Below are 24,596 nucleotides of genomic sequence, written 5' to 3' on the forward strand. Positions count from 1 at the left end.
AGGTTCGATGTAGAATCGGAAACGTTGCCTTTCCCGGATCAGCATTGTCGAAGCCGCCTCCCCGCCCTAGCTGCACCGCAACTATTTCCCTCCCATAAGGGGCCTGTCGCGCCCCGCAGAGACCTCATCGATGACCACACCGCTCGAATTCGGACTAGATACCTTTGGCGACGTCACGAGAGATGCGTCCGGCGCCCTGATCTCGCATGCGCAGGTGATCCGCAACGTCGTCGATGAAGCGGTGCTGGCCGACGAGCTCGGCCTCGACTTCATCGGCCTCGGCGAGCATCATCGCGCCGATTTTGCGATCTCCTCGCCTGAAACCGTGCTCGCGGCGATCGCATCGCGCACCAAACGCATCCACCTCGGCTCGGCGGTGACGGTGCTGTCTTCGGACGATCCCATCCGCGTGTTCCAGCGCTTTGCCACGCTGGATGCGGTCTCGAACGGACGCGCCGAGGTGATCCTCGGCCGCGGCTCGTTCACCGAATCCTTCCCGCTGTTCGGCTTCGACCTCCGCAAATATGAAGAGCTGTTCGAGGAGAAGCTCGATCTGTTCGCCGCGCTGTTGTCGCAGCAGCCGGTCACCTGGCAAGGCAAGCTGCGTCCGCCGCTGCGGGATCAGCTAGTCTATCCGCCGGTCGAGAACGGCACGCTGAAAACCTGGATCGGCGTCGGCGGCAGTCCGCAATCGGTGGTGCGCGCCGCGCATTACGATCTGCCCCTGATGCTCGCGATCATCGGCGGCGATCCCGCCCGCTTTGCGCCCTATGTCGAGCTCTATCACCGCGCTTTCAAGGAGTTTGGCCGGCCCGCACAGCCGATCGGCGTGCATTCGCCGGGCTATGTCGCCGAAACGGATGCGCAGGCGCGCGAAGAACTCTGGCCCGACTACAAGGCGATGCGCGACCGCATCGGCAAGGAGCGCGGCTGGCCGCCGATGGGACGCGACGAGTTCGTCCATGAGGCCGAGCATGGCTCGCTCTATGTCGGCGCGCCGGAAACGGTGGCGCGCAAGATCGCGAAGACCGCCAAGGCGCTCGGCATTTCGCGGTTTCAGTTGAAGTATTCGGCGGGACCATTGCCGCACGAGAAGCTGATGCGGAGCATCGAGCTCTACGGGCGGAAGGTGGTGCCGATGGTGCGGGAGATGATGGGGTAGTGGAATGTTCGTCTTCGCTTTCGCTCACCAGAGTCTCTTCTTCGCGAACGCGTGGCCCGAACCCGACTTCAAATAACGCTCGAAGGCTCTCGTGCAAATCCGAGAAGGCCACATAGGCCACCAACTTCCAAGGCTTGAATTTGGAGGTATGCGATGATTTGCCTGCGTTATGATCCGCTAGCCGCTTTTTGAGGTCCGTAGTCAGGCCAATGTAGCGCTGGCCTCCGAAAGCTTCGCTCTCCAGAAGATAGACATAGTCCATGGACGCCGCCCTCCTTCGCCAAGGCTTCGGAGGGCATCCTGCTTCGCGCAGTGGAAGGCTGCAAATCCTGCGAAGCGCGTTAGCGCGAAGCAGGATGGTGGGGGAGGCAGGACTCGAACCTGCGAAGCCATGAGGCGGCTGATTTACAGTCAGCTCCCTTTGCCACTCGGGACACTCCCCCGCTCGACGGCAGCACAATCGGGCCGGACCTTGCCGGCGGACCGAAGACGGCCATGGAACGTGAAGGCCGCGACAACCCGGATCGGGGCGCGACCGGGCGCGTTTATGGGCGAAGCGGTGGGGCAAAGTCAACCGAGGCAAGCAGCTAAAATCGCCCTCACAAGCACCGAAATTGCCATATTCCGGAACCCGTGACAGAAGCGAGCCCATGAAGGATCGAAAATTCGGCCCCAAGGGGGCTCGCGGCGGGGCTAAGCCCTTCAACAGACCCGGAAAATCGGCTGGCCGACCGGCTTGGCGCGACCGTGATTCGCACGGCGACGGCCCGGTCATTCTCTACGGCTGGCACACCGTCACCATGGCGCTCGCCAACCCGCGGCGGCGGATCCGCAAGCTGACGCTGACCGAGAACGCCGCAAGGCGCCTTGCGGAAGAGCACATCGAGACGCGGGTGGCGCCCGAGATCGTGCGGCCCCAGGAGATCGACCGGCTGCTGTCGCCCGACGCCGTGCACCAGGGCCTCCTCGCTGAGGCCGATCCCCTGCCCTCGCCCGAGATCGAGACGTTGACGCAGGACGGCATGGTGCTGGTGCTCGACCAGATCACCGATCCCCACAATGTCGGTGCCATCCTGCGCTCGGCCGCCGCGTTCGCGGTGAAGGCGATCGTCACGACCGCGCGCCACAGTCCGGAAGCGACCGGCGTGCTGGCGAAGGCAGCCTCCGGCGCGCTCGAGCTGGTGCCTGTTGTCACCGTGCAAAATCTCGCCCGTGCGCTGACGGCGCTGAACGAGCGCGGGTTCCAGACTGTCGGCCTCGACAGTGAAGGCAGTGAGGATATCAGCGACGTCGCGCTGCGCGAGCCGCTTGCGCTCGTGCTGGGCGCCGAAGGCAAAGGCCTCAGGCAATTGACCCGCGAAACCTGCAGCGTCGTGGCGCGGCTCGACATGCCCGGCGAGATCAAGAGCCTCAACGTCTCGAACGCTGCAGTGCTCGCGCTCTATGTCGGCGCGAGCCGGCTCGGGCTGATGAAGCGCTCCTAAAACGAAACGCCCGTCCGCATCACGCGAACGGGCGCCTCGCTAGTCTCAACCGATCAGAGATCAGTAATAGCGGCGCAGCACGCGGTGACCGCCATAATAGTACGGCGCGGCGCGGCGGGCATAGCCGTAGCGGGGGCCGTAGTGCACGCGCGGCAGGTAGCCGTAGCGGGGGCCGTAGCCGTAGCGATACGGACGGAAGTACGGGCGGCGATAGGGATAAGCGGCCGGCGGCGCGACCGCAGCGGCACGATAGCCATAGCCGTAGCCGTAATTGGCGGGCGCGACGACCGCGTCCTCGCGGTAGGTCGGATACGGCGCGAAGGCGCCCGGACCGGTATAGGTCGGGCCCTGGTTGACGTAGTAATACTGCGTGGTCGGCTCGGCGAGACGCTCATAGGCGGCGTAGCCGTAGCCATATCCGCCGCACCCGGTGTTGCAGCCGGTATAGACCGGCGCCACCGGCGCGCACGTGGTGAAGCCGCAGGCCGCGGCCGGCGCGGTGGCGGCGAACATCACGGCAGCTGCCGCGACCAGTCCCGAAATCATCTGACGCATTATACTCTCCTGTTGATTTCCGTTTTTGGTTGTCACGTTTCTCAACCCGGCGGCCTGCCGGGTATCTCTGTGCGCGGCCGCGGCCGCGGAGGCCGAGGACGGTCGTTGATCTCGGGCGCGTAGATCACCGGCGGCGGATCGACGGGCGGGTCCATCTGCGCCGGCAGCGGCGCGGACGAGGCGCCCCAGCTCTGGTGATAGCTCTCGGCGGGTTTGGGCAATTTGCGGTTCGCCGGCGGCTCGACCTCGAGCCGGCCGTAGCCCGGCCGCAGGCCGAGCGTCGGATAGTAATGACCGACGTCGTCGGGCTGCCGCTCGGCGATATAGCGTCCGCCATAGATCGTGGGCTGCACCTGCTGGCCCTTGCCGAGACCCCAGGTGCCCTCGACGACGGCATAGGACGCGTCGATGTTGTTGATGATGATGGGCACGCCGGGACGGCCGGGAACGACAATCTCGAAGCCGCCGGCAAACGCCGTAGCAGGCAGTCCGATCAGAAAGGCGGCGAGCGCCACGGCACGCATGAGGAGACCCCGGTTATCCGGGCGCAACCTAACCGATCGCGACGCAGAGAGGGTTAAGGCCTGCTCACCAAATTCCGGTAAGCCTAACGTGCAAGGATTGCACGCCGCTCAAATGCTGCACGGCGAGCTAGCGAAGCGTTAACGGCGCGGAACCGCGCGGCTGGAACAGCGCACGCTGCTCACATCGGTTTGACGCTGCGCAGTCGAAAAATCCCAGGGTTGCATCGGAACGTCCTGCGCCGTCGGCGTTTAGCTCCTGTCAACAAAATGGGAGCGAACAACCATGACCATCAAGCTTCTCGGGGCCACGGCGATCGCAGCGACCATGCTGGCAGGCTCTGCCATGGCGCAGACCGCCGTCAATAATCCACGCTGTTCGGCGCAATTCCCCAACGCCAACTGCCAGACCCTCGGCCCCGCAAAGGCATCAACCGATAGCGGCTACCGCCACCGTCGCATGTCCTATCGCCAGACCAACCGCGATTGGAATAACGACTGGAACAGGAGCCCCACCGGGTTCTGGCCGACCGACGTCGCGGCCGGCGTCGCCATCGGCACTGCTGGTGCGATTGCCACCGCCCCATTCCGCGCTTGGGACAATTCCTACGCCTATGACAATTCGTGGGACCGCGGCTGGAACAATCGTAGCTGGGACACCCGCACCTATGCCCAGCGCAACGGCTTCGTCTGTACGCCCGGCACCTGGTTCAAGGGCGCAGACGGTCGCCGGCACATTTGCCAGTAAGGCAGCTTGAGCCGAACACGACATCGGGCGGCCCACGAGGCCGCCCGTTTCACGTCTTGCGCTGGTGACCTCCCGGTTCTGGCACTTTCCGATCAAGTCTGGTATTGCGGCGCGCACGGGTGGACGGCCCCGGCGCAAGCCGAGCTCCGCCCCTGCCTCCCAGGCGTCGCCGGCTTAGCTCAGCGGTAGAGCAGCGGTTTTGTAAACCGAAGGTCGGGGGTTCAATCCCCTCAGCCGGCACCATTGGTTGAGCCGACACCCGTCGTGGCCTGACGCAAGAACCAAATCGTCAGTTCGGCGTTTCCTCGTTCACCATAGAGCCGTCTCGCGGAGGTCTAGCGATGGACCCGAATGATCGGACAGCCTTAGTCTTAGCCGCTGTCGGCTTGGCCATCGCCATTGTGGTTGCATCGACAGTCACGCTAGAGCACGTCAATACCCGTACGGCCAGCAGCGACGCACCTCCCGGAACGGTAGGACTCGCCAGGCCTCACCCGCCGCTGGACCGTGCTCCTGGTGAGGCGATACAGACATCAGGAGCGCCGTCCAACGCAAGTCATCGGCAGCGGCCTTGACCGGACACCGGCCGCGCCGAACCAGCGCTCGAACCCTGTGCCTCAGCCTGAACTCTTGCGCGCGCTGCTCTGTTCGAAATGCTCGACCGAGCCGCCGATCTCGACCCAGGCATGTTTCGACTGCTCGAACACCGATCTCGTCGGCGCCGGAAAATCCGGATCTGCGATCGCGCCAACGGCAACGCCGATCATGTCAGGCAGATTGTCGGCTTGCCAGTAGACCGTCGAGCCGCAGTCGGGACAGAAATATCTGCAGACCTCGCCGCCGCTCATCGCGGTTCGGACATACGACTTGGATACTCCAGAGATCGTGACGGTCTCTGCGGCATAGAAGGCACCGACGCCGAACGGCGCGCCGGTTCGTCGCTGACAGTCGAGGCAGTGACAGGCAACGACGAGGCGCGAGGGTCCCGGAAGCGACAGCGAAAGCGCGCCGCAGCTGCATCTGGCATCGATCATCGAATCTGATCTCCCTCATTGGCTGGCTGCGAATTGAAAAGGTTACGTTCGCGTTCAACCTCCGTCATTGCGAGCGCAGCGAAGCAATCCAGACTGCCTCCGCCGAATGCTTCGCTGCGCTCGCAATGACGCGTTCGCGGCGGTAACCTCAATCCGTCTGCAAACGCGCTGCAGCGCGTCCGGGACACCGCGGCGAGATTGTCACTCCGTCCCGGCCTCGAATGCCAGCAGCACGTTGCCGGCGACGCCGCTCCACTGGCCGTAGCCGGAATTGGTGTAGAGCATGCCGCCGGCGATGACGGGACCGGGGCCGTCGATCGCGCCGCCGCGGGCAGGGACCCCGTTCACCGCCTTGAAATCCCGCGCGGTGTCGAACTCCCACAACAGCTTGCCGTCGGTGGCGTAGGCGCGCAGGAAGCCGCTGACGCTGCCTGAGAACACGACACCCGGGATCAGGCTCACCGCCGCCGAGAGCGCGGGGCTGCATTGCGGGCGCTCGCCGCAGGCGACCGGCGGCACCTCCATCACGACTCTGCCGCTGGCAAGGTCGAGCCCGAACAGGCCACCGCCTTGCGTGGAATCGAGCTGCCGCGAGCCGTCGCGCTTGAAGCGCACGTCGGAGTTGGCGACATAGATGCGCTCGCCGTCCGTAGCCGAACCCCATTCGCTGCCGCCGAGCGCACCGCCCTTCCCGATCCGGGTCTGCCACAGGATCTTGCCGCCATCGTCGGGATCGAGCGCGTGCACGACGCCGGATTTCTGCGCGATGGCGAGAATGCGCCTGCCGTCGCGCAAGGTGACGAGGATGGGCGACTGGCCGAAATCGTGATCGGGCCCGGGCTGGTCGGGACAATTGGTCTTGTCCATGCTGAAGCAGGCGACGACGAAGGCGTCCTTTGGCGTCGCCTGCTGCGTCCAGAGCAGCTTCCCGGTTGCAAGATCGAACGCAAGGATCGCATCGGCGGTCGCGGCCGGCGGATTCGAATAGGAATTGCTGGTCGCCACATAGACAGCGCCGCGCTGGACATCGATCGTCGGCGCCGACCAGATGGCGGCGCCGGATGGTCCGAACAGCTGCGTGCCCTTGGCATTCTTGCTGGTCGGATGCGGCATCTCGGGGATCGTGTACGCCTGCCAGATCATCTTGCCGGTCGCGGCCTGCAACGCCACCACGCTGCCGCGGAAGGTGCAGCATTCGTAGGAGGCTTGCGAGCCGGCGGCTTCCTCGAGCGAGGACACCGGCACGTAGAGCACGCCGGAATGCAGCGTCGGCGCGCCGGTGATGCGTGCGGCGGCATGCTCCTCCACCTTGGCCTTCCAGATCAGCGCGCCCGTCAGCGCGTTCACCGCATAGGCATTGGCGCGCAAATCGCCGAAGAAGATCGCGAACTGATCGGAGCCCGGAAGCGGCGCAAAGCTGATCGCGGCGCGCACCGCCGCATCAAGCGCCAAGGTCCACAGCGTGCAGCCGCTTCGCGCATCGAGCGCGTGAACCTTGCGATCGGTGCCGCCGATGAACAGCATCCCGCCCACGATGGTGGGCGGCGCAAACGACACCGAGGCGCCGGGAAAGGCATAGGCCCATTTCAGCCGCAAATGCGGCACCTGCGCCGCGGTCAACCCGGCCATGTCGGCCGGTTGGAAGCGGCTGTTGTTGGCGTCAACGCCCCAACCGTTCCAGCGCGGACCGTCGAGGGCTTGCGGAAAGCCGCCCGCCTGCTGCACGCAGCGGCCCTCCGCGTCGGCGGCGGCGCTGCCCGTCGGCATCTTGCCGGTCACGAACGAGGCGATCGCGCGGCGTTCGGCATCGCTGCGGTCCTTTGCCATCGCCGCCATGCTGCCTGTCGTCAACGTCCCCAGCACGTGGTCGAACGACATCGCCTGCAGGGCGGCGCGACCCGGCATGCGGGTCTGGGCATCGCCGTCGTGGCACTGCGCGCAATGCGCGGCATAGAGCGAGGCGCCCTCCTGCTGCGCCAGCGCCGGCGCGCTGCACCAGATCAACAACGCGGCCAAGACGGCACGTATGCTCATGGTGGGCTCCGGCGATGCGAGGGGAGATCGCTTCACGCAACCAGAAGTCTATCCCCGGCGCGATCGCGGATGCAATGGACGTTGTGCCCGCCGCTGTCAGATATCCGCGGCCATGCGGACAGAATCCGGCAATTCCTGCAGCCGCCACAGCCCGAGGCTCTTGTCGCGCCAGCCGCCGCCGCCCTCCTCGCAACGCTCATCGATCAGCGCGTGCGGCGCCGGCCAGCCGAACGGCGCCTTCTCCAGGTTCAGCGCCCGCCAGTCGCCGTCCTCACAATCGTGGTTGTCGTCCCATTCCGGAAAGGTCGTGACGAGCAGATATTGCGCGCCGCTCTCGCGAAAGCGGGCGGTGGCGCGGGCGATGTTCTGAAAGCTCAGATGCACCAGGCAGTCGCGGCACAGGATCAAATCAGCGCGCGGCAGCGCATCACGCGTGATGTCCGCAACCAGGAATCGGCCGGCGAATTCGCCGTCCGCCACACGCCGGTTGTTGGTGGCGATCAGCGAGGGCACGATGTCGATGCCGATATAGTCGAGGTCGAGCTTGACGCGGCCGATCCAACCCGCATCGCCGCAAGGTGCATCGAGCAGCGAGCGCACGCCGAGCCGCTGCAGCAATGGCGGAAGCGCGTCCTGGATGGCCGCGGTGGCAAGGTCCTCCGAGCCGAGGCCCGATACCGAGCCGACAGCGCCCCAAAGGTTCGTACGCTCGATCCGCTCGAACCGCGCGGCGAGATCCAGCCCTGAGAAATTGTCACGGTCGGCGACGAAGCGCTCGTGGGCGAGCACGGGAGGACGATCGGGGATCATGGGGCGAGCCTTTTCCGGTGCAGGCACAGTATACAACCCAGGCGAACTGTTCGAAATTGCCTGGCAGCAAACCTACGAAGCGTTATTCGTCCCGTCCAGATCCCATGCGCTCCACCACTCCCAAAGAGAAGGCCAAGATCGTCGCCGGCGCGGTGACGGCCGTCGTCATGACGACCATGCTGTTCGTGTTCGCGCTCGGCCTTGTGCTGCCGCATTAAGCGCGGTCAGCACCGGCGGACGAAAGCCGCGGTACGACGGCTTACGCCGAGAGCACCGTGCGCAGGAACTTTCCGACTTCGTCCTTCAATCGGGTGCTGTCGCTCGCCAGCATCTTGGCGGTCGAGAGCACCTGCGAGGAAGCCGAGCCAGTCTCGGCGGCGCCGCGCTGCACATCGGTGATGTTCGAGGAGACCTGCTGGGTGCCGTGCGCGGCCTGCTGAACGTTGCGCGAGATTTCCTGGGTCGCCGCGCCCTGCTCCTCGACGGCCGCAGCGATGGTCGAGGACACCTCCGAGAGCCGCTCGATCGTGGCGGAAATGTCGCGGATGGCGTTCACCGATTCCTGGGTCGCGGACTGGATGCCGGAAATCTGCTGGCTGATCTCGCCGGTCGCCTTGGCGGTCTGCTCGGCCAGCGTCTTCACCTCGGAGGCGACGACCGCGAAGCCGCGGCCGGCCTCGCCGGCACGCGCCGCTTCGATCGTGGCGTTCAGCGCCAGCAGGTTGGTCTGGCCGGCAATGGTGTTGATCAACTCGACGACATCGCCGATGCGCGTGGCCGCGACCGAGAGCTCGCTGACGCGCTCGGTCGTGGTGCGGGCCTGGGCGACGGCTTCGCCCGGCATCCGCGCCGATTCCTGCACCTGGCGGCTGATCTCGTTCACCGAGGAGGACAGCTCTTCCGTCGCGGTCGCCACCGACTGGACGTTGCCGGTGGCTTCACCGGAGGCAGCGACGACGACCGAGGTCAGCTCCCGGGCGCGTTGCGCGGTGGTCGCCAGCGTCGAGGAAGACGCCTCGAGCTCGGTGGAGGCCGAACCGATCGTGTCGATGATCTCACCGACCGCGCGCTCGAAACCGTCGGCAAGATTGATCATGTCGCGGTGGCGCTGCTCGGCCGCCTGCTTCTCTGCTTCGGTCTGCGCGGCCTTGAGACGCTCGACCTCGAGCCCGTTGGTCTTGAACACCTCGACCGTCCTCGCCATGTCGCCGATCTCGTCGCGGCGATCCTTCTCGGGCACCTCGGTCGTGAGATCGTTGCGGGCGAGGCCCTCCATGGCGAGCTTGAGCCGGGCGATCGGCTGCGACATCGCCTTGAGGCCGATGAACAGCGCGATCGCGATGCCCAGGATCAGGCCGCCGGCGCTGACGCCGATCACGGTCCAGGTCGCGGCATGAGCGTCGCGGTTGATGGCATCCTTGCGCTTGGCAACGGCCTGGCCGGTCTCGGTCGTGAACTGCGCGATGCGTGCCAGGGCCCCATCGAGCAACGGATCGCACTCCTTGTGCGCCCGCTCGGCGGCCTTGGCGTTCTCTTCCGTGGTGCTGGCCTGCGATCCGGCCTTCAGCACCGGGTCGCAGCCTGCGAACGCCGCCTTCAGCTGGTCACCGATGTTCTTGATCTGGCTGGCGCGCGCCGGATCATCCTGCTCCGCCGCATCCAGGTATTGACGGATCTCGTCGCGGTTCTGGTTCGCGATCTTCAGGCGGGCGGCATTGCCAGCCTCGGTCGCCTCGGTGAAGACGGCATAGAGCGCGGCGTGATAAGTCTCCGCGCGGCGCTGGGCGCGCGCGAGGCTGAGAGCGGAGGACTGCGCGGCGGCGAGTTCGCCGAAGCCGTCGACCGTCGCGGATAGCTCGCGCAGGCCGAAGCCCGCAACTGCGATCATCGCGCAGCCCATCACCGCCACGATCAGCGCCACCTTCCACACGATCTTCAGATTATTCAAAAAGCTCATTTCAGCCGCCCAATGATCTCCGACTCGCAGCACCGCGAGCAATTCCCAGCGGTGGGATTGGAACCGGCGGACGTTAAGAATTGATACCAAGCGACAGGAGTAGTCTTACGGACAAATAACGCTTTGGCACCCCGTCGTAAGCTTGGCGTAAGCTTCAGCCTGTTTTCGCGTCGGAGAGCGCAGGCCCGGAACCGGCTCGGGCGTCAACCGTTGTCGGCGCATGCGGATCCAGGAAGAAAACCGAAACATGATTCTACTGGCGACGGTGACGCTGTGCTGTAGCGCCGTGGCCGGGACGTTGGCGCTGTTCGAGCCAATGCGGGGACAGGCACCCGATAAGCTGGTCGCCGATCGAGCCGTGATCGACCTCACCACGCGCATGCCTGCTCAGATCCCGGTTCGGGTGGTCGGCGCGCCGTTCGAGCCCAACGTCAATCCGCGCGAGCGGTAGCGCTCACCTCGGCGAAGCCTTCGCGCCCTCCTCGGGCCGGCCGTGAACACGTGCCAATTCCTCGACAAACTCGATCACCTCCGCCCGCTTGTCGGGCGGGAGCGTCAGGAACGCGCGGATGAGCCTCAGGCCCTCCGCCGCGTTCGGGCGTTCTTTCGATGCATCCATCTGCCCAGTGTCGGACCACCGGGAAAATTATGCAATCCCCTGCAAACTGCCTTGATTCGAAGCAGCCGCTTTGCTGGAATGCGCGCGGCTGAGGTGGATCATGAAATGGATCAGGGAGCGCGACGCACTGATCGCGCAGACACTGGCGTTCGTCCAATCGGTGACCAGCAGGAAGGATGACGTCCTTCAGCCGGAGACGCCTGCATCTGGCCCCGCCGTTGCAGTGGAGATCGTCACCGTGGAGGCGGTCGAGGTCGAGCCGCCGCAAGCCTCCCTTCCGCCGCGGCCCGCGCCTCTGCTGCCGCGGACCAGCGGCGATTTCCGCAGCGAGATGCAGGCCCGCATCGCCAATTTCCGCAAGCACCAGGAACGTTTCGAGCGCGAACGTGAGGAATATTGTGCGGCGACCCTGACCAAATTGCGTGCCGCCATCCGCGACGCCTCCGGCCCACCGGCCGAAAAATAAGGCCCGCCCAGGGACCTACAGCCAGGACCAGGCCAGCCAGAGATTGGCCGCGCAGGCGCCGAACAGCGCCAGCGTGAGCGGCAAGAGCATGTGCCCGCAGGATGTCTTCAGGTCGCTCGTCATGGCCGAAAACATCCGCTGATTCCGGCCGACGAGTCCCAGGGATTCTTTTTTCCGGGATTCAGGACTCGTTAAGGACTCAGGGACCGCCCGCCACGATCACGGCCCCGTGATCGGCCCGATGGCCGGAACCCCTCACCCCGTGAGCTCGTTAACGGGCTTTCCTGGAGTCGGGATGCATGCCCTACGCCCTGTTCTGCAACGACGCCCAGATCAGCAAGGCCTATCCGAGCGAGGCCGACGTCTGGAAGCTCGCCGAGCGAAGTGGTCTCGTCGTGGACGTGACGGCGGACGAGGAGCGGCCGGGACCGCGCCGGGTGCTCGACAACGACTACAAGATCGAGCCCTGCCAGGCGGCCCAGGGCGAGGACCCCGCAAAGAACAAGGCGGAGGCCGATCGGCAGTCGAGGATGGAGCTCGAGCTGAATTCCTGAGCTCCGGCACGGAGCCGGAGCGAAAGCTCAGGGGGTGGCGGCCGCAAGCGAGGCCTGCTCGCCCGGCATCGGCACGCAGGCCTTGCGGCGGTGCAGCCCGCGGATGGCGCCCGTGACCTTCAGCACCTTGCCGGACGGACAGGAGGCGTCCTTGACGAAGGCCACCTCATACGGTGCCAACATCAGAGGCTCGGATTTGAGGATTGTCTGTGCAGAGCACGGCAGGCAAGAGAAGCACGAGAGCGCCACTGCCGACACCAAGATACGCATGTCCGTCGTCCCACCAGCCCGGTAATTGTCATATAACGCGTTCCGGAGCGCGAGTTCCGTAAATCGCAAAAATTATTTTTGCTTTACACCGGCCGCATGACGCGCGTGAGAATGCGCGCCAGCATCGTTTGCAAGCAAATGACGCGCCAGATGGTTCACGGAATGCAAATGAAGGCGCTGCCGGGACGCAGATCGGCAAACGAAAGGCCGGCGGAGCCGGCCTTTGTCAGGTCTTGGATGTTCAGGTCTTGGATCGGCGCTGACCGTCAGTACCGCGAGGCGGCCGGGCCGCCCCAGCCAAAGCGGTAATTCACACCGGCCTTGACGGTATGCTCATCCTCCCGACCACGAACGCCGACAATGTCGGCCGGGCCGGAGGTGAAGGTGGTGCTGCCGAAATTGTAATACTGGTACTCGGCCTTGGCCGACCAGTTCGGCGCGAACATGTATTCGAGGCCGGCGCCGACGGTATAGCCGTCCTTGTTGTTGCCGGTGGTGGTGAAGGCCTGCGGCACCCCGGCGATGTTCACGCCAAGGCCGTTATTCCGCCAGGCATAACCGCCCTTGGCATAAAGCAGCGTCGGTCCCCAGGTGTAGCCGACGCGACCGGTCACCGACCCGATCTGGTCGGTGTTGGAGGTCACCTGGGTGCCCAGCGGGAAGGTAACGCCGTTGTTGTTGGTTGGCAGCCAGGAATACTGGGCCTCGATACCCACCACCCAGTTGGGCGCGAACTGGTAGTCGAAGCCGCCCTGCACGCCGCCCACGAAGCGGGCGTCGCTCGAGCGGAAGCTGTTGTCGCCGGCAAACGCGCCGCCGACATGGCCGCCGATGTAGAAACCGGTCCAGTTGTAGATCACCTGCGGCGGCGTATAGGCCGGCGCCTTGGTGTAGGTGCGCGGCTGCACGTCTGCGGCTGCGGCTGGCGCCGCCAGCGCAAGCAGAGCTGCTGCCCCCAGCAAGATCGATTTCATGATCATCCCCGTTCTTTCATTAACGACACTCGGGAAACAACGTGGCGTGAATTGGGTTGCTTCGCGGCAATGCCGGAACGTTGATCGTTCGTGACTGTGACGGGTCGGCAACAACGCGATTTTGTTCCGTCGCGTCGCGCTGCACCGGCTGTTTTTGTCGCTCGCGCAAGGCTCGCCGTTACGATTTGTCGCAAGTCGAAACCACCCCGTTCAAAGCTCGCCGAAATGTGATCCAGCGGCTCCGGCTGCTTCTGTCTAACACCGGGCGATGAAGGCGGGCTTTGCGCTACCGCGTCATCTTTTCCAGTTCCGGAAAGGGTGCGTAAACCGCACCGGCGCAGAGATCGCCGGTCTGGTCCACCACGCGATCCGCACGGCCGTTGACGAAGATCACGGCCCGCTCGCGCACGCCCTTGTAGCTGCCATCGGTCTCGCGCGGGATGAAGTGCAGGCAGCTCACATAGAACTGCCGGCCGCCGACCTCGCGCTGTACCGGCTCGGCCATGCCGGCGTTGCGCACGCCGACCGGATTGTTGAGGTAGGCCCGCATCAACGCCACGGTGTCGCTTCGGAAATTCTCGGGAAACGGCTGCGGCCCGCCGGCCTGGGTCCCACCCATGAAAGTCGGACGGTCACCGTCGCTGCCGAAACATGCCGCAAGCGCCAGCGGCAACGCCAGGATCACCGCACATCTCGCCAATCGCCCCACAGGCCCCGCTCTCCGCTCGAACAGATCAGGAGACGTTCTAGCCCCTGACCTGCATGAAGGGAATTCGCTTGCAGAGGCGCAAACAGCGCACCGGCCGGCCGCCGACGCCTCGCGCTTGCGCACGAGGCGTGGCAACGGGCCAGGCCTGACGTCCGCGCGCGGCGGCGGGGCAATGCCAGGGATGCCGCCGCGCGGGATCAGTCGTCAGTTGCGCTTGTCTGACGTCGCGGGCTTGGTGACATCCGGCTGCGCCTTCTGCGCGTCCTTGGCCGTGACCTGCTTGTGGTGATGGCGATGCTTGCGCACGGTCTTGTGCTCGTCGGCGGTGACCGCGGCGTTCGCGTTCAGCGCCTTCGACTTGCCATCCACCTTGGCTTCGGGAGCCTTCACGTCCGTCGTCTTCACGTCCGTCTTGGTGTCGGTCGTTTTGGCGTCGGCCTTGATGCCGGCTTCCGGTTTCGCGGCGGTGGTCGCCGCCTTGGTCTGGCTCTGGTCGGCCTTGATCACCGGGGCGGTCGTGGTGGTCTTGCCGGCCTCGGCAGCGAAGGCCGGGGCTGCGATCACGGACGTTGCGAGCAAGACTGCAGAAATGGTCTTCAACATGGTGGTCTCCTCTTGGAAGGATCTTCAGGCGGCGCCCTCTCGCCTACCCATCGATCGTGGGTGGGAGCCTAGGCGGGGGCACTGAACCCAGTCTGAAGCCCTCAGCAGGCTTCCGTTCATCTCGATGACAAGTTTGTCATCCGCGGCCGGGCGAATAGATCGTGCGAAGCGGGAATGTTTTTGCCCGAGAGGTGTTCCGGTCTTCGGGCAATCGTGTAGGATCGCCACGTTCCATACCGGAGAACTTGAATGCGCAAACTCTCAACGCTCGTTGTGCCTGGACTCGTCGCCGTGACGCTCGCGGCCGCGCCGGTGCTGTCCAATGCGTATGCCGCGGCCGGCGACTCCCCTTCGTCGCCGCCGAGCTCGGACTCCTCGACCAAGAAGGGCAAGAAGAAGAGCTCTTCCGTTAGCGACCCCAAGTTCCTCGCGGCCTATCGCACCGCCTACGCAGCGATCTACGACAAGCACGATTACACGGGCGCAATCGACCAGCTGAAGTCGCTGCGGCGTGACGACGTCGCCGATGTCGCCAACCTGATCGGTTACTCCTACCGCAAGCTCGGCGACTACCAATCGTCGAAGGTCTATTACGAGCTGGCGCTGAAGGACGATCCGAACCACGTCCGCACCTGGCAATATTACGGCCTGTGGCAGCTCGAGCAGGGCAACCGCGAGCAGGCGCAATATCACCTAGGCAAGATCGCCTCGCTCGCCGGCACCGGCAGCGCGGAGTATCGCTCGCTGGCCGAAGCGCTCGACAAGCCGACCGGCGCGACACTCGTCTACTGATCATTGCATCTTTGAACGAAGCGGACGGGCACAACCTCAGGGTTGTGCCCGTTCTGCGTTTTCGGCTAGCCTCGCGCACCAACCTTCCTCGCAAACCGGTAGCGCAATGGACACGTGGCTGCGATCCGCGATCGACTACATCGGCTCCTGGATCGACTACCAGCTGACGACGATCCAGCAGCCGGGCGTCATCGTGGCCTTCGCCCATCGCGGCGAGATCGTCGCCGAGCATGCGTTCGGCCTCGCCAATCTCGACACCGGCGAGAAGCTCACCCCGCGTCATCGCTTCCGCATCGCCTCGCACTCCAAGAGCTTCACCTCGGCCGGCATCATGAAGCTGCGCGAGCAGCGCCAGCTCCGGCTCGATGACAATGTCGGCCAATATATCGGCGGCCTCCATCCGCGCGTCGCCGAGACCACGATCGCGCAAGTGCTGTCGCACAGCGCGGGCCTGACGCGCGACGGCGCCGATTCCGGCCAGTTCATCGACAGCCGCCCCTATCTCGACGCGAGGGAGTTGCTTACGGAATTGAAGCTGCCGACCGCGATCGAGCCCGGCACGCGCTTCAAATATTCCAATCACGGCTTTGGCCTGCTCGGCCTCGTGATCGAGACGATTGCGAAGGAGCCCTACTCCGTCTGGATCAAGCGCGAGATCATTGCGCCGGCCGGCCTGCGCGAGACGGAGCCGGACGCACCGCTTCCCAAGGGCGCAGCGTTCGCGCGCGGCCACACGCGAAAGGTGCCATTTGGAGAGCGCTGCGTGATCCCGGGCGACAATCCCGCACATGCGATGGCATCTGCCGCAGGCTTCGTCGCCACCGCCGCCGACACCGCCCGCTTCTTCGCGCAATTGGCACCCAATGCGAAGAAGAGCGTGCTGTCGGCTGCGAGCCGCCGCGAGATGACGCGAAACCATTGGCGCATCCCGCAGAGCTTCGAGGCCTATTATGGCTTGGGCGTCAATGCCGGCAAGACCGATGGTTGGGACTGGTTCGGCCATGGCGGCGGTTTTCAGGGCTATATCTCGCGCACCTGCTCCATTCCCGCTTGCGAGCTTTCGATCAGCATCCTCAGCAACTCGATCGACGGCGCGGCGCCATTCTGGATGGACGGCGCGATGCAGATCTTGCGCATCTTCCAGACCCGCGGCGCGGCTGATCGTCGCGTGCGCGACTGGACCGGGCGCTGGTGGACGATATGGGGCGCGACCGATCTCGTCCCGGCGGGCAACCGCGTGCTCGTCGCCAACCCGCAGTTCAACAACCCGTTCATGGATGCCGCCGAGATCGAGGTGACCGGCCGCGACACGGGCAAGCTCGCCTGGGCTGCCGGGTATTCCAGCCATGGCGAGCCGGTGCGCCGGATCCGCGACAAGCGCGGCAAGATCAGCGACATCTGGATCGCCGGCGCGAACGTGAAGCCGGAAAAAGTCGTCGCACGCGAGATCGCGCGCCGGTATCCGCCCCGCAAGCGCCGGCCTACTCCCTGATGAGCGCCTCGACCTCGCTGCGAAGCGCCTGCCGTGAGCCGTCGCGCGAATAGAACATGTGGCCGCCGGGATAGACCACGAACTTCACCCGCTGCGTCGCGAAGGCCGGCAGCTGGTCGAGCACCCGCTTCGTTCCGAAATAGGGCGTGGCAAGGTCGAACAGGCCATGCGCGACCAGCACGTTCAGCTTGGCATCGGTGGCGAGGATCTGGCGCAGCTCGGACACCGATTGCGGCGGGTTGATGCCACGGCCGAAATCCCAATGACCTTCGACGGCGCCGTTCAGGACTTCATAGGAGCCGTCGGGCCGCCAGTTGAGCTTGCGCGAGAGCACGTCGACCGCGGCGCTCGTCAGCGGCGCCTGGAGCGCATCGCCGGAGGGATCGCCGAAGCGCGAGCTGCTGGAATCCGGATAGGGATCGAAGCCGCGCACCGAGGCGTCGTAGCGTCCGGTCACCTTGCCGTTCTTGCGGTCGAATTCGCGGCGGAATTCGCCGACGTCGAAGCGGCCGGCGAGGCGGCGGCTCACCGCCTGGTCGATGCCCGTGAGCTCGGCGACCTTGTCGGCCAGACGATTGGTGGCCTCCTTGTCCGCCTCGCCCTTGACGAGGTCGGCAAGAAACTCACCGCGCGCGTAAGCCTCGACGTCGGCGAGGTCGGCGCGCTTGACCGGGCCTTTGGCTTCGCGCGCCACCGCCACATAGCTCGGCAGTGTCGCGACATATTGCAGGAGGCTCGTTCCGGTGAACTCGCGGAAGTCCAAGAGCGGCGAGACCAGGATCAAGCCCCTGACGCCGACGCCGTGCTGGAGCTGCAACTGGCGCACGACCTTCGGCCCGCGAATGCCGCCATAGCTTTCGCCGGCGACGTATTTCGGCGAGGTCAGCCGCTCGTGCCTTTCGAGCCAGCGGCGGATCACGAGCGCGATCGAATTGACGTCGCCGTCGACGGAGTAGAACGACTTCCGCGCGTCCTCGCCGCTTGCCACGAAGCGGCTGTAGCCGGTGCTGACGGGGTCGACGAAGACGAGATCGGTGAAGTCGAGCCAGGTCTCCGCGTTCGGCTTCACCTCGGGCGACGCTGACGGCGACAGCGCCTCGCCGTCGAGCGGCAAGCGCCACGGCCCGGCCGCGCCGAACTGAAGCCAGGCCGAGGAGGCTCCAGGTCCGCCGTTGAACAGGAACGTCACCGGACGCGTGGCGCGATCGGCACCGTCGAGCTCATAGGATGTGACGGCGATGTCGGCCAGCGGCTCGCCCTTGCCGTCGAATACGCGGATCGAGCCGGCGGTGGCCGTGAAATTCAGCGTCCGGCCGGGCAGATCGAGCGTCTGCTTCGTGGTCGAATCCGGCGGCAGACGGTGCGGCTCGGCCGCGGACGACGACGTCTGCGCCGCGTTTTGCGCGCCGCCGCCGCGCCCACCCTTCTGTCCGGCCGGCGCGGCCGCTTCGGAGCGCGGTTGCGGTTCATCCGCATGCGCAAAGCCTGCGAGCACGAACAAAGCGAGTGCCAGACCTACGCGACGCAGCGCCGATCGACGCATCACCATGACAGCTCTCCCTGTTCGGCGGCGCTCACCGCAGCCTCGATCGCACGCGAGACCCTAGCCGGCAATTGCGACGCTTTGGGGGATCGGAGCCCTAAAAGCCGATGCCGAGTATCAACACGAAATCGCGACATCCGCGGCAGGAGGAATCCATGGGCATCGAAGCAACACGGGTCGGTGGGCGGACGCGCACGATCGCCGGCCGACCGGCATGCAAGGCCCGATGCCCCGATGTGATGGGCCTGGCGATGCGTCCTTCGCCTTGATCAGCAGCAGCAGGCGCTGCCGCTGACATCGTGACCGCCGCCGAGGCGGCCGCAGCAAGCGTCAGCGAATGAAACCGATTCATGTCCCGCTCCGTCCCTCACCCCAACACCAGCCAGCTAACGCCGCCGGCCGCCGATCGTTTCAGAACCCGACGCCGATCATGGTGCTATGACCGCCGCCGCCACTCACGATGCTCGGACGTGCGACAGCCTGCTGCCGGGCACGCGGCGCATCATTCTCGGGCCTCGCACGCCTGACCGGCTCGCGGTCGGCTTCGCGGCTCGTCTGCTTGCGGCGCGGCTTGTCCTCGTCCTCGTTCTTGCGCGAGGCGGTCGCCGCCGGCGCCGGTTTCTCATTGGCAACGCAGAGGTCGCCCTTCAGCGTTTCGTCGCCCTTGCACTGGATCGGGCAGACGCGCGTGGCGCGCTTGGCGAGCTCCCCGACGAGATCATGAGTCACGCTGACCTTGTCGGCCTCGGTCGGCTGCCCACCGATGCTGAAATAGCGGACGAGCGCGGCCTTGGTCGGCTCGCTCAGCTTGCCGTCGGGCTTGCCGGTCAGGCAACCCAGCCGGACCAGCTCGGTCTGCGCCGAGGTGACGAGCTGCGGCGAGTTCGGCAGGGTCGCCGCCCGCTTGGCGGCCTCCGCATTGAAACGATCGATCGCGGCGACGACGAGCGGCCCGAGCCGGTCGCAGGCGACCGTTCTGGAGAATGCCTTGAGGTCGTCGATGCCCGTGCCTTCGCTGCCCTTGGCGATGATCGCATCGAGCTTGCCCTGCTGTTCTTTACAGGCGACTTCCCTGGACGCGGCGAGTTCGGCCGCCTTGCGCGCCTCCTCGGCCTCCCTCGCCTGCTTCTCGGCCGCCGCCTTCGCGGCAGCAGCCGCGGCTGCCGCACGATCGCGCTCGGCCTGCTCCGCCTTCTGCCTGGCCTCCTGCGCCTTGCGCTCGGCCTCGGCCGCCTTGGCGAGGCGCTCGGCTTCGGCAGCTGCGGCGCGGCGTTCGTCCTCGAGACGCTTCTTCTCGGCTGCGCTGGCCTCCTTGGCGGCGGCGATCTCGGCCTTCTTGCGCGCATCCTCCGCATCGCGTGCCTGCTTCTCCGCGGCGGCCTTTGCTGCAGCAGCCTCCGCCGCAAGCCGGTCGCGCTCGGCCTGCTCGGCTTTCTGCCTGGCTTCCTGCGCCTTGCGTTCGGCTTCGGCCGCTTTGGCAAGGCGCTCGGCTTCGGCCGCAGCGGCGCGGCGTTCATCGTCCTGGCGCTTCTTCTCTGCGGCAGCGGCGGCCGCAGCCGCCCTCGCCTTCTCGGCCGCCTCGGCCTCGCGGGCGCGGCGCTCGTCGTCCTCGCGCTTCTTCTGTGCGGCGAGTTCGGCCTTCTCCGCGTCCGCCTTGCGCTTGGCCTCCTCGGCTGCCTGGCGCGCCGCCTCGCGTTCGGCGCGCGCCTTGTCCTCGCGTTCCTGGATCGCCTGTTTCAACAGATCGACGCGCTGCTGCGCGGTGATCGCGAGCGGCGCGTCGGGAAAACGCCTGATGAAACGCTGCAGCACGGGGATGTCGACGCTGTCCTTGATCTTGTCCCACTCGATCTGTTCGCGGGTGGGCGGCGCATCGCGGCTTGGCGGCGCCGACTGTGGATAGGCGGCAACCTGGATATTGGACGGCGGCGCTTGCGGCTGGCTCGCCAATGCCTCGATCTGCGCCCGCGCCAGCTCGGCATAGAAGCCGGTCGGATGGGTCGCGAGGAAGACCTCCCATGCCCGCCGCGTGCCGATCTTCTGCACCAGGTCGTAATCCGCCTTGACGTCACTGACCGGCGCCTCGCGCGGCACGGCCGGCGCCGGTACCAGCGAGATCGTGCCGCCGCCGAGCGCGCCGTAAACATACGGCTCCTGGCGATTGGCCGTCGCCTTCAAGACTTCATCCCTGACGCGGCCGAAGGCAAGGCGAATGTCGAGACCAGGGACGGGAAGATTCTTGAGGATCGACGTGGTGAACGGACTGTGATCGCCATCGCCATCATCCGCCGTCGAGCCGGCCTTCGCCGCGTAGGCGATCAACGTGTCGGTCATTGTGGGCTCGACCTTGCCGAGACCGCCGCTGACCGCGCGGGTCGGAAGGTTGCGCCGCTCGCGCTTCATCGTGCCGACGAACGGATTGTCGCGGCAAGCATCGAGAATGATCAGACGAAGCCGCCTTGCGCCATCCGCCGAGGAGACAAGCCGCTCCAGCGGGATGGCCTCGTCGTCGGCGTCGCGGTCGGAAGCCAGCCTCGCATCAACCGGGATGAGATAATTGGTGCCGCCGATCTCGAGCCCATGTCCGGCATAATAGACGACCGCGATGTCGGCCTGGTCCGCCGTCGTCTCGAACTTGCGGATCCCGCGCTTGAACTCGAGGTTGCCGACATTGTTCAGCGTCTCGACGGTGTCGAAGCCGGCATCGCGAAACATCTGCGCGACCGAGACGGCATCGCGCGATGGATTGGGCAGTTGCGGCACGGATTGATAGAGGGAGTTGCCGACCACCAGCGCCACGCGCCGCTCGGCGAACGCGCAATCGCTCGCCAGGACCACGGCCAGGAGGGTCCCGCCGATCATCGCCATCGCTGCGATCAGACGCCGGAGCATCATAAAATCCATGCCGAGCGTGCGCTAATGCGCCGATCCTGATCCCCTGCAAGGGACTCGGCATTCACGCGCTGGCCCGAAAATCGCTAAATCTATTCATGTTTTATCGCCGCAGACCGCCGCGATCAATGCGCCGGAGCGGCTGCTCACAAAAGGTATTCGGAGCATCTTGGTCCCTGCGTGATGACCATCACAGCCTGCGTGGTCAGACCTGCGACATCCCGCCACATGTGGCGGCTCCGGTACAGCCGATTGGAAATCGCCGCCGATCACGTCGAATGCGCGCCGCTACGCTTCCGGTGCAAGCGTGGCTCCTTTAGCTTTGTTTCCGAGTGTTGCTGCGTCTGTTGATTCCTTGATTTTTGAATTGTTGGGGGCTGGGAATGAGGCAGTTTGTGCTCGCGCTGACCGGGCGGATCAGCAGCACGAAGCTCTTGTCCGGTGCCGTGGTCGCGCTTTCGCTGAGCTCGTCGGCAGCCTTCGCGCAATGCACCGGTGCCGTCACAGGCGCTGGTGCGGGATTCTTCGGGGCACAACTCGCGGCGATCTCGGCGGCGACAGGCGCGGCCTCCGGGTCAGTCGCCGGTGCGCTCGGCACCACCAACACCGCATTCCTCACGCAGCAAGGCAGCGCATTCGTCTCGGCGCCCGCCGATCCGAAGCCCGAGCAGCCCGGTGGGGGGATCTGGATCCGCGGAGTCGGCGGCGAGGTCACCAACAAGTTCACCTCCACCTCGACCGGCACGGTCAACGCCGGCATCTTCAATCCGGTGCTCGGTGCTGCATCGAACTTCAACTGCGCCGGCTCGGTTCATCAGAGCTTCGGGGGTGTTCAGGTCGGCCAGGACATCTCTCGCCTTAACTGGCGCGGCTGGAACGTTCACGTCGGCACCACCGCCGGCTATCTGTCGTCCAAGGCCACCGACAACGCGGGTGGCAGCACGAATTTCGAGGTTCCTTTCCTCGGCGCCTATGTCGTCGCAACTTACGGCCGCTTCTTCGCGGACATCATGGTGCGCGAAGAGTTTTACCGCGCCGACCTGACCAATGTCGGCGTCGGGCTGTTCAACCAGCAGATCGGCGCGCGCGGCACCTCCGTGTCGGCCTCGGTCGGCTACAACTTCGCCTTGGCCAACAATTGGTTCATCGAGCCGTCCGCGGGCTTCACCTGGTCGCGGACCAATGTCGACGACTACACCTTGAGCGGCGGCGCCGTCTCGCAAGGCATCGTCTCGACCGTGACCACTTCGCCAATCGAGAGCAAGATCGGGCGCCTCACCCTGCGTGGCGGCACGACGATCACCTCAGGCAACCTGATCCTGCAGCCCTTCGCCTCGGTCAGCGTCTTCCACGAGTTCGCCGGCGACGTGACCTCGTCGGTCAACAGCCTGAACGCCAGCGTGTTCGGCGTCATCCCGATCGCGATTTCGCAGAACACCAGCACGAGCCGGGTCGGCACCTACGGTCAGTACTCGCTCGGTGTTGCCGGCCAGCTCGCCAACACCGGCTGGCTCGGCTTCGTCCGCGGTGACTATCGCAACGGCGAAAACATCGACGGCTGGACCGCCAATGCCGGCCTTCGCTACCAGTTCACGCCGGAACAGATCGCCTCGATCATGCCGCTGAAGGCCCCGGCCAAGGCGGCAGGCACCGTCATTGCGCCGACCAACTGGACCGGCGTCTATGTCGGCGGCTCGCTCGGTGTCGAATACGGCAAGACGGACATCCGCTTTGCCGGCGATCCGATCGACGGCAACAATCCGCGCGTGTTCGGCGGCCTCGGCGGCCTCCAGGCCGGCTATAATTACCAGATGCCCAGCAACTGGGTGCTCGGCATCGAGGGCGACATCGCGGCGACGAATTTGCGCGGATCGCGCACCTGCACCACGGTCCAGAACCTCGCGTTGCTGCTCAATTGCCAGAACTCGTCGGACTGGATCGCGACCCTGTCCGGCCGCGTCGGCTATTCCTGGAACCGCACCCTGATCTACGCAAAGGCCGGCGGCGCCTGGGCTCAGGACCGCACCAACGTCAATTGCGTGTTCGGCCCGCTCAACGGCGCCGTCGTCGGCGTCTTCCAGCTCGGTCCCTGCGTCAACCAGTTCGGCGGGGCCACCGACGGCTTCAGCAGCAGCGGCTATCGCAGCGGCTGGCTGATCGGCTACGGCACCGAGTTCGACCTTGGCAAGAACTGGTCGGCAAAGGCCGAGTACGACTATATCGATCTCGGCAGCCGGACGTCGCTGATGAGCGACGGCGTCACCACGATGCGCGACAGTGGCAGCCTGTCCCAGGTCAAGATCGGCGTGAACTATCGCTTCACCCCGGGCGCCGTCATCGCAAAATATTGATCCGCGGCAATCGACCCTGTCTTTACCCTGAATTGAACCGGGCGGCCGCTCAACTGGCCGCCCGGTTGCTTTGCAACGGGTCATCCTCGACAATGCAGGCCCACCTCGTATAGACGAGCCCGGCGGAACCTTCCTCGAGCCAGCGGCCCTGCCGAGATGCCATGACCAAGCCCGCGAGATACGACCGGATCGCCTTCGTCGCCAGCCCGAGCAACGAGGCGCAGGCCGCCTTTGGCCAGCTGACCAGGGACTATGGCAATTGCGATCCCGACGAGGCCGACGTGGTCGTCGCGCTCGGCGGCGACGGCCTGATGCTGCAGACGCTGCACCACCACATGCGCACGGGAAAGCCGATCTACGGCATGCACCGCGGCACGGTCGGCTTCCTGATGAACGAGTACTCGACGCATGATCTGCGCCAACGGCTCGAGACTGCGCATGAGTCCGAGATCAATCCGCTCTTGATGCGCGCGACCGACGTGAACGACCGCGTCCACCTGCACCACGCCATTAACGAGGTCTACCTGTTTCGCCAGACCTCCCAGGCGGCGCGCTTGCGGATCCTGATCGACGAGCGCGAGCGCATGCCGGAGCTGATCGCCGATGGCATCATCGTGGCGACGCCGGCAGGCTCGACTGCCTACAATCTGTCGGCGCAGGGCCCCATCCTCCCAATCAACGCCGCCCTGCTGGCACTGACGCCAATCAGCGCCTTCCGGCCGCGGCGCTGGCGCGGCGCCCTCCTGCCCAATACCGCCTATGTCGTGATCGAGGTGCTGGAAGATGACAAGCGCCCCGTCGCCGCCGTCGCCGACCACGAGGAGGTGCGCAGGGTCCGGCGAGTCGAGGTGCTTTCGGACAAGAGCATCTCCATGCGGATGCTGTTCGACCCCGGCCACAGCCTGGAAGAGCGCATCCTGCGGGAGCAGTTCGGCTACTGAGCCTCCTGCCTCCTGCCGCCCGCCTGCCGGCAACCCTTCGTTAACCCACGCCACGATATGGTTAACGAAGGTTGACCCGCTTTTG

Annotated in this window: 24 protein-coding genes, 2 tRNA genes and 1 pseudogene; 11 read left to right on the forward strand and 16 right to left on the reverse strand. The window is 65.6% G+C overall.

The window, feature by feature from the left end; genetic code table 11:
- The first annotated feature begins 130 nt into the window (after positions 1-130).
- Entirely contained in the window at positions 131-1,162 is a 1,032-nt protein-coding gene (locus N2602_RS25040) for an LLM class flavin-dependent oxidoreductase (protein WP_260379762.1), read from the forward strand.
- 24 nt (positions 1,163-1,186) lie between these two features.
- On the opposite strand, the pseudogene N2602_RS25045 reads toward N2602_RS25040, so the two are convergent.
- Both N2602_RS25045 and N2602_RS25050 read right to left on the reverse strand, forming a co-directional pair.
- A pseudogene (locus N2602_RS25045) lies at positions 1,187-1,424 on the reverse strand (GIY-YIG nuclease family protein).
- Between the two features lie 95 nt (positions 1,425-1,519).
- Positions 1,520-1,605, reverse strand: a tRNA-Tyr gene (locus N2602_RS25050).
- A gap of 207 nt (positions 1,606-1,812) precedes the next feature.
- Between N2602_RS25050 and rlmB the strand changes: the two genes are divergently transcribed.
- Entirely contained in the window at positions 1,813-2,646 is an 834-nt protein-coding gene (gene rlmB, locus N2602_RS25055) for a 23S rRNA (guanosine(2251)-2'-O)-methyltransferase RlmB (protein WP_172783138.1), read from the forward strand.
- Between the two features lie 60 nt (positions 2,647-2,706).
- Here rlmB and N2602_RS25060 read toward each other — a convergent pair whose 3' ends face one another.
- Together N2602_RS25060 and N2602_RS25065 are read right to left on the reverse strand one after the other, a co-directional pair.
- Positions 2,707-3,201, reverse strand: a complete 495-nt coding sequence (locus N2602_RS25060) for a hypothetical protein (protein ID WP_172783137.1) — start codon at positions 3,199-3,201, stop codon at positions 2,707-2,709.
- Positions 3,202-3,242: 41 nt separating this feature from the next.
- Positions 3,243-3,725 (reverse strand): hypothetical protein, encoded by a 483-nt coding sequence (locus tag N2602_RS25065; protein WP_260379763.1) that lies wholly within the window; start codon positions 3,723-3,725, stop codon positions 3,243-3,245.
- 283 nt (positions 3,726-4,008) lie between these two features.
- Between N2602_RS25065 and N2602_RS25070 the strand changes: the two genes are divergently transcribed.
- Complete coding sequence (locus N2602_RS25070; RefSeq protein WP_260379764.1) at positions 4,009-4,470, forward strand: hypothetical protein; 462 nt, start codon at positions 4,009-4,011, stop codon at positions 4,468-4,470.
- Between the two features lie 168 nt (positions 4,471-4,638).
- Positions 4,639-4,713, forward strand: a tRNA-Thr gene (locus N2602_RS25075).
- A 374-nt stretch (positions 4,714-5,087) separates the two neighbouring features.
- On the opposite strand, the gene N2602_RS25080 is transcribed toward N2602_RS25075, so the two are convergent.
- From N2602_RS25080 to N2602_RS25095, 4 genes are all read right to left on the reverse strand, one after another.
- Positions 5,088-5,504 carry a GFA family protein gene (locus N2602_RS25080; protein WP_212260331.1) on the reverse strand — a complete coding sequence of 139 codons (417 nt, stop codon included), beginning with the start codon at positions 5,502-5,504 and terminating at the stop codon, positions 5,088-5,090.
- 201 nt (positions 5,505-5,705) lie between these two features.
- The gene (locus N2602_RS25085) at positions 5,706-7,538 is read right to left on the reverse strand and encodes a PQQ-binding-like beta-propeller repeat protein (RefSeq protein ID WP_260379765.1); all 1,833 of its coding nucleotides are present in this window, start codon (positions 7,536-7,538) and stop codon (positions 5,706-5,708) included.
- A gap of 96 nt (positions 7,539-7,634) precedes the next feature.
- The gene (locus N2602_RS25090; RefSeq protein WP_260379766.1) at positions 7,635-8,348 is read right to left on the reverse strand and encodes a class I SAM-dependent methyltransferase; all 714 of its coding nucleotides are present in this window, start codon (positions 8,346-8,348) and stop codon (positions 7,635-7,637) included.
- 259 nt (positions 8,349-8,607) lie between these two features.
- Positions 8,608-10,305 carry a methyl-accepting chemotaxis protein gene (locus N2602_RS25095; protein ID WP_260379767.1) on the reverse strand — a complete coding sequence of 566 codons (1,698 nt, stop codon included), beginning with the start codon at positions 10,303-10,305 and terminating at the stop codon, positions 8,608-8,610.
- Positions 10,306-10,552: 247 nt separating this feature from the next.
- On the opposite strand from N2602_RS25095, the gene N2602_RS25100 reads away from it, so the two are divergent.
- Positions 10,553-10,756, forward strand: a complete 204-nt coding sequence (locus N2602_RS25100) for a hypothetical protein (RefSeq protein WP_260379768.1) — start codon at positions 10,553-10,555, stop codon at positions 10,754-10,756.
- A gap of 3 nt (positions 10,757-10,759) precedes the next feature.
- On the opposite strand, the gene N2602_RS25105 is transcribed toward N2602_RS25100, so the two are convergent.
- Positions 10,760-10,924 carry a hypothetical protein gene (locus N2602_RS25105; RefSeq protein WP_260379769.1) on the reverse strand — a complete coding sequence of 55 codons (165 nt, stop codon included), beginning with the start codon at positions 10,922-10,924 and terminating at the stop codon, positions 10,760-10,762.
- A gap of 100 nt (positions 10,925-11,024) precedes the next feature.
- On the opposite strand from N2602_RS25105, the gene N2602_RS25110 reads away from it, so the two are divergent.
- The gene (locus N2602_RS25110) at positions 11,025-11,390 is read left to right on the forward strand and encodes a hypothetical protein (protein WP_172783128.1); all 366 of its coding nucleotides are present in this window, start codon (positions 11,025-11,027) and stop codon (positions 11,388-11,390) included.
- A gap of 299 nt (positions 11,391-11,689) precedes the next feature.
- Positions 11,690-11,944, forward strand: coding sequence for a hypothetical protein (locus tag N2602_RS25115; protein WP_172783127.1), 255 nt, complete (start codon positions 11,690-11,692; stop codon positions 11,942-11,944).
- Positions 11,945-11,971: 27 nt separating this feature from the next.
- On the opposite strand, the gene N2602_RS38805 is transcribed toward N2602_RS25115, so the two are convergent.
- From N2602_RS38805 to N2602_RS25135, 4 genes are all read right to left on the reverse strand, one after another.
- On the reverse strand, positions 11,972-12,214 hold the full coding sequence (locus N2602_RS38805) for a DUF6719 family protein (RefSeq protein ID WP_172783126.1): 243 nt from the start codon (positions 12,212-12,214) through the stop codon (positions 11,972-11,974).
- Between the two features lie 266 nt (positions 12,215-12,480).
- Positions 12,481-13,188 carry an outer membrane protein gene (locus N2602_RS25125; RefSeq protein ID WP_260379770.1) on the reverse strand — a complete coding sequence of 236 codons (708 nt, stop codon included), beginning with the start codon at positions 13,186-13,188 and terminating at the stop codon, positions 12,481-12,483.
- Positions 13,189-13,474: 286 nt separating this feature from the next.
- Complete coding sequence (locus tag N2602_RS25130; RefSeq protein ID WP_260383712.1) at positions 13,475-13,870, reverse strand: hypothetical protein; 396 nt, start codon at positions 13,868-13,870, stop codon at positions 13,475-13,477.
- Between the two features lie 231 nt (positions 13,871-14,101).
- On the reverse strand, positions 14,102-14,500 hold the full coding sequence (locus N2602_RS25135; protein WP_260379771.1) for a His-rich protein BRANT: 399 nt from the start codon (positions 14,498-14,500) through the stop codon (positions 14,102-14,104).
- A gap of 249 nt (positions 14,501-14,749) precedes the next feature.
- Between N2602_RS25135 and N2602_RS25140 the strand changes: the two genes are divergently transcribed.
- Both N2602_RS25140 and N2602_RS25145 read left to right on the forward strand, forming a co-directional pair.
- A complete protein-coding gene (locus N2602_RS25140; RefSeq protein WP_260379772.1) occupies positions 14,750-15,292 on the forward strand; it encodes a lipopolysaccharide assembly protein LapB in 543 nt (180 codons plus the stop codon).
- 106 nt (positions 15,293-15,398) lie between these two features.
- A complete protein-coding gene (locus N2602_RS25145) occupies positions 15,399-16,784 on the forward strand; it encodes a serine hydrolase (RefSeq protein WP_260379773.1) in 1,386 nt (461 codons plus the stop codon).
- Here N2602_RS25145 and N2602_RS25150 read toward each other — a convergent pair.
- From N2602_RS25150 to N2602_RS25160, 3 genes are all read right to left on the reverse strand, one after another.
- Complete coding sequence (locus N2602_RS25150) at positions 16,774-18,327, reverse strand: S10 family peptidase (RefSeq protein ID WP_373569535.1); 1,554 nt, start codon at positions 18,325-18,327, stop codon at positions 16,774-16,776. The genes N2602_RS25145 and N2602_RS25150 overlap by 11 nt on opposite strands.
- Positions 18,328-18,424: 97 nt before the next feature.
- Positions 18,425-18,679 carry a hypothetical protein gene (locus N2602_RS25155; RefSeq protein WP_172783120.1) on the reverse strand — a complete coding sequence of 85 codons (255 nt, stop codon included), beginning with the start codon at positions 18,677-18,679 and terminating at the stop codon, positions 18,425-18,427.
- A 59-nt stretch (positions 18,680-18,738) separates the two neighbouring features.
- Complete coding sequence (locus N2602_RS25160) at positions 18,739-21,219, reverse strand: caspase family protein (RefSeq protein WP_246708696.1); 2,481 nt, start codon at positions 21,217-21,219, stop codon at positions 18,739-18,741.
- Positions 21,220-21,602: 383 nt separating this feature from the next.
- Between N2602_RS25160 and N2602_RS25165 the strand changes: the two genes are divergently transcribed.
- Entirely contained in the window at positions 21,603-23,570 is a 1,968-nt protein-coding gene (locus N2602_RS25165; RefSeq protein WP_260379774.1) for an autotransporter domain-containing protein, read from the forward strand.
- A 161-nt stretch (positions 23,571-23,731) separates the two neighbouring features.
- Complete coding sequence (locus N2602_RS25170; protein WP_036010536.1) at positions 23,732-24,511, forward strand: NAD kinase; 780 nt, start codon at positions 23,732-23,734, stop codon at positions 24,509-24,511.
- Positions 24,512-24,596 lie beyond the last annotated feature (85 nt).

The organism is Bradyrhizobium sp. NC92 (assembly GCF_025200865.1).
Classification (GTDB): Bacteria; Pseudomonadota; Alphaproteobacteria; order Rhizobiales; family Xanthobacteraceae; genus Bradyrhizobium.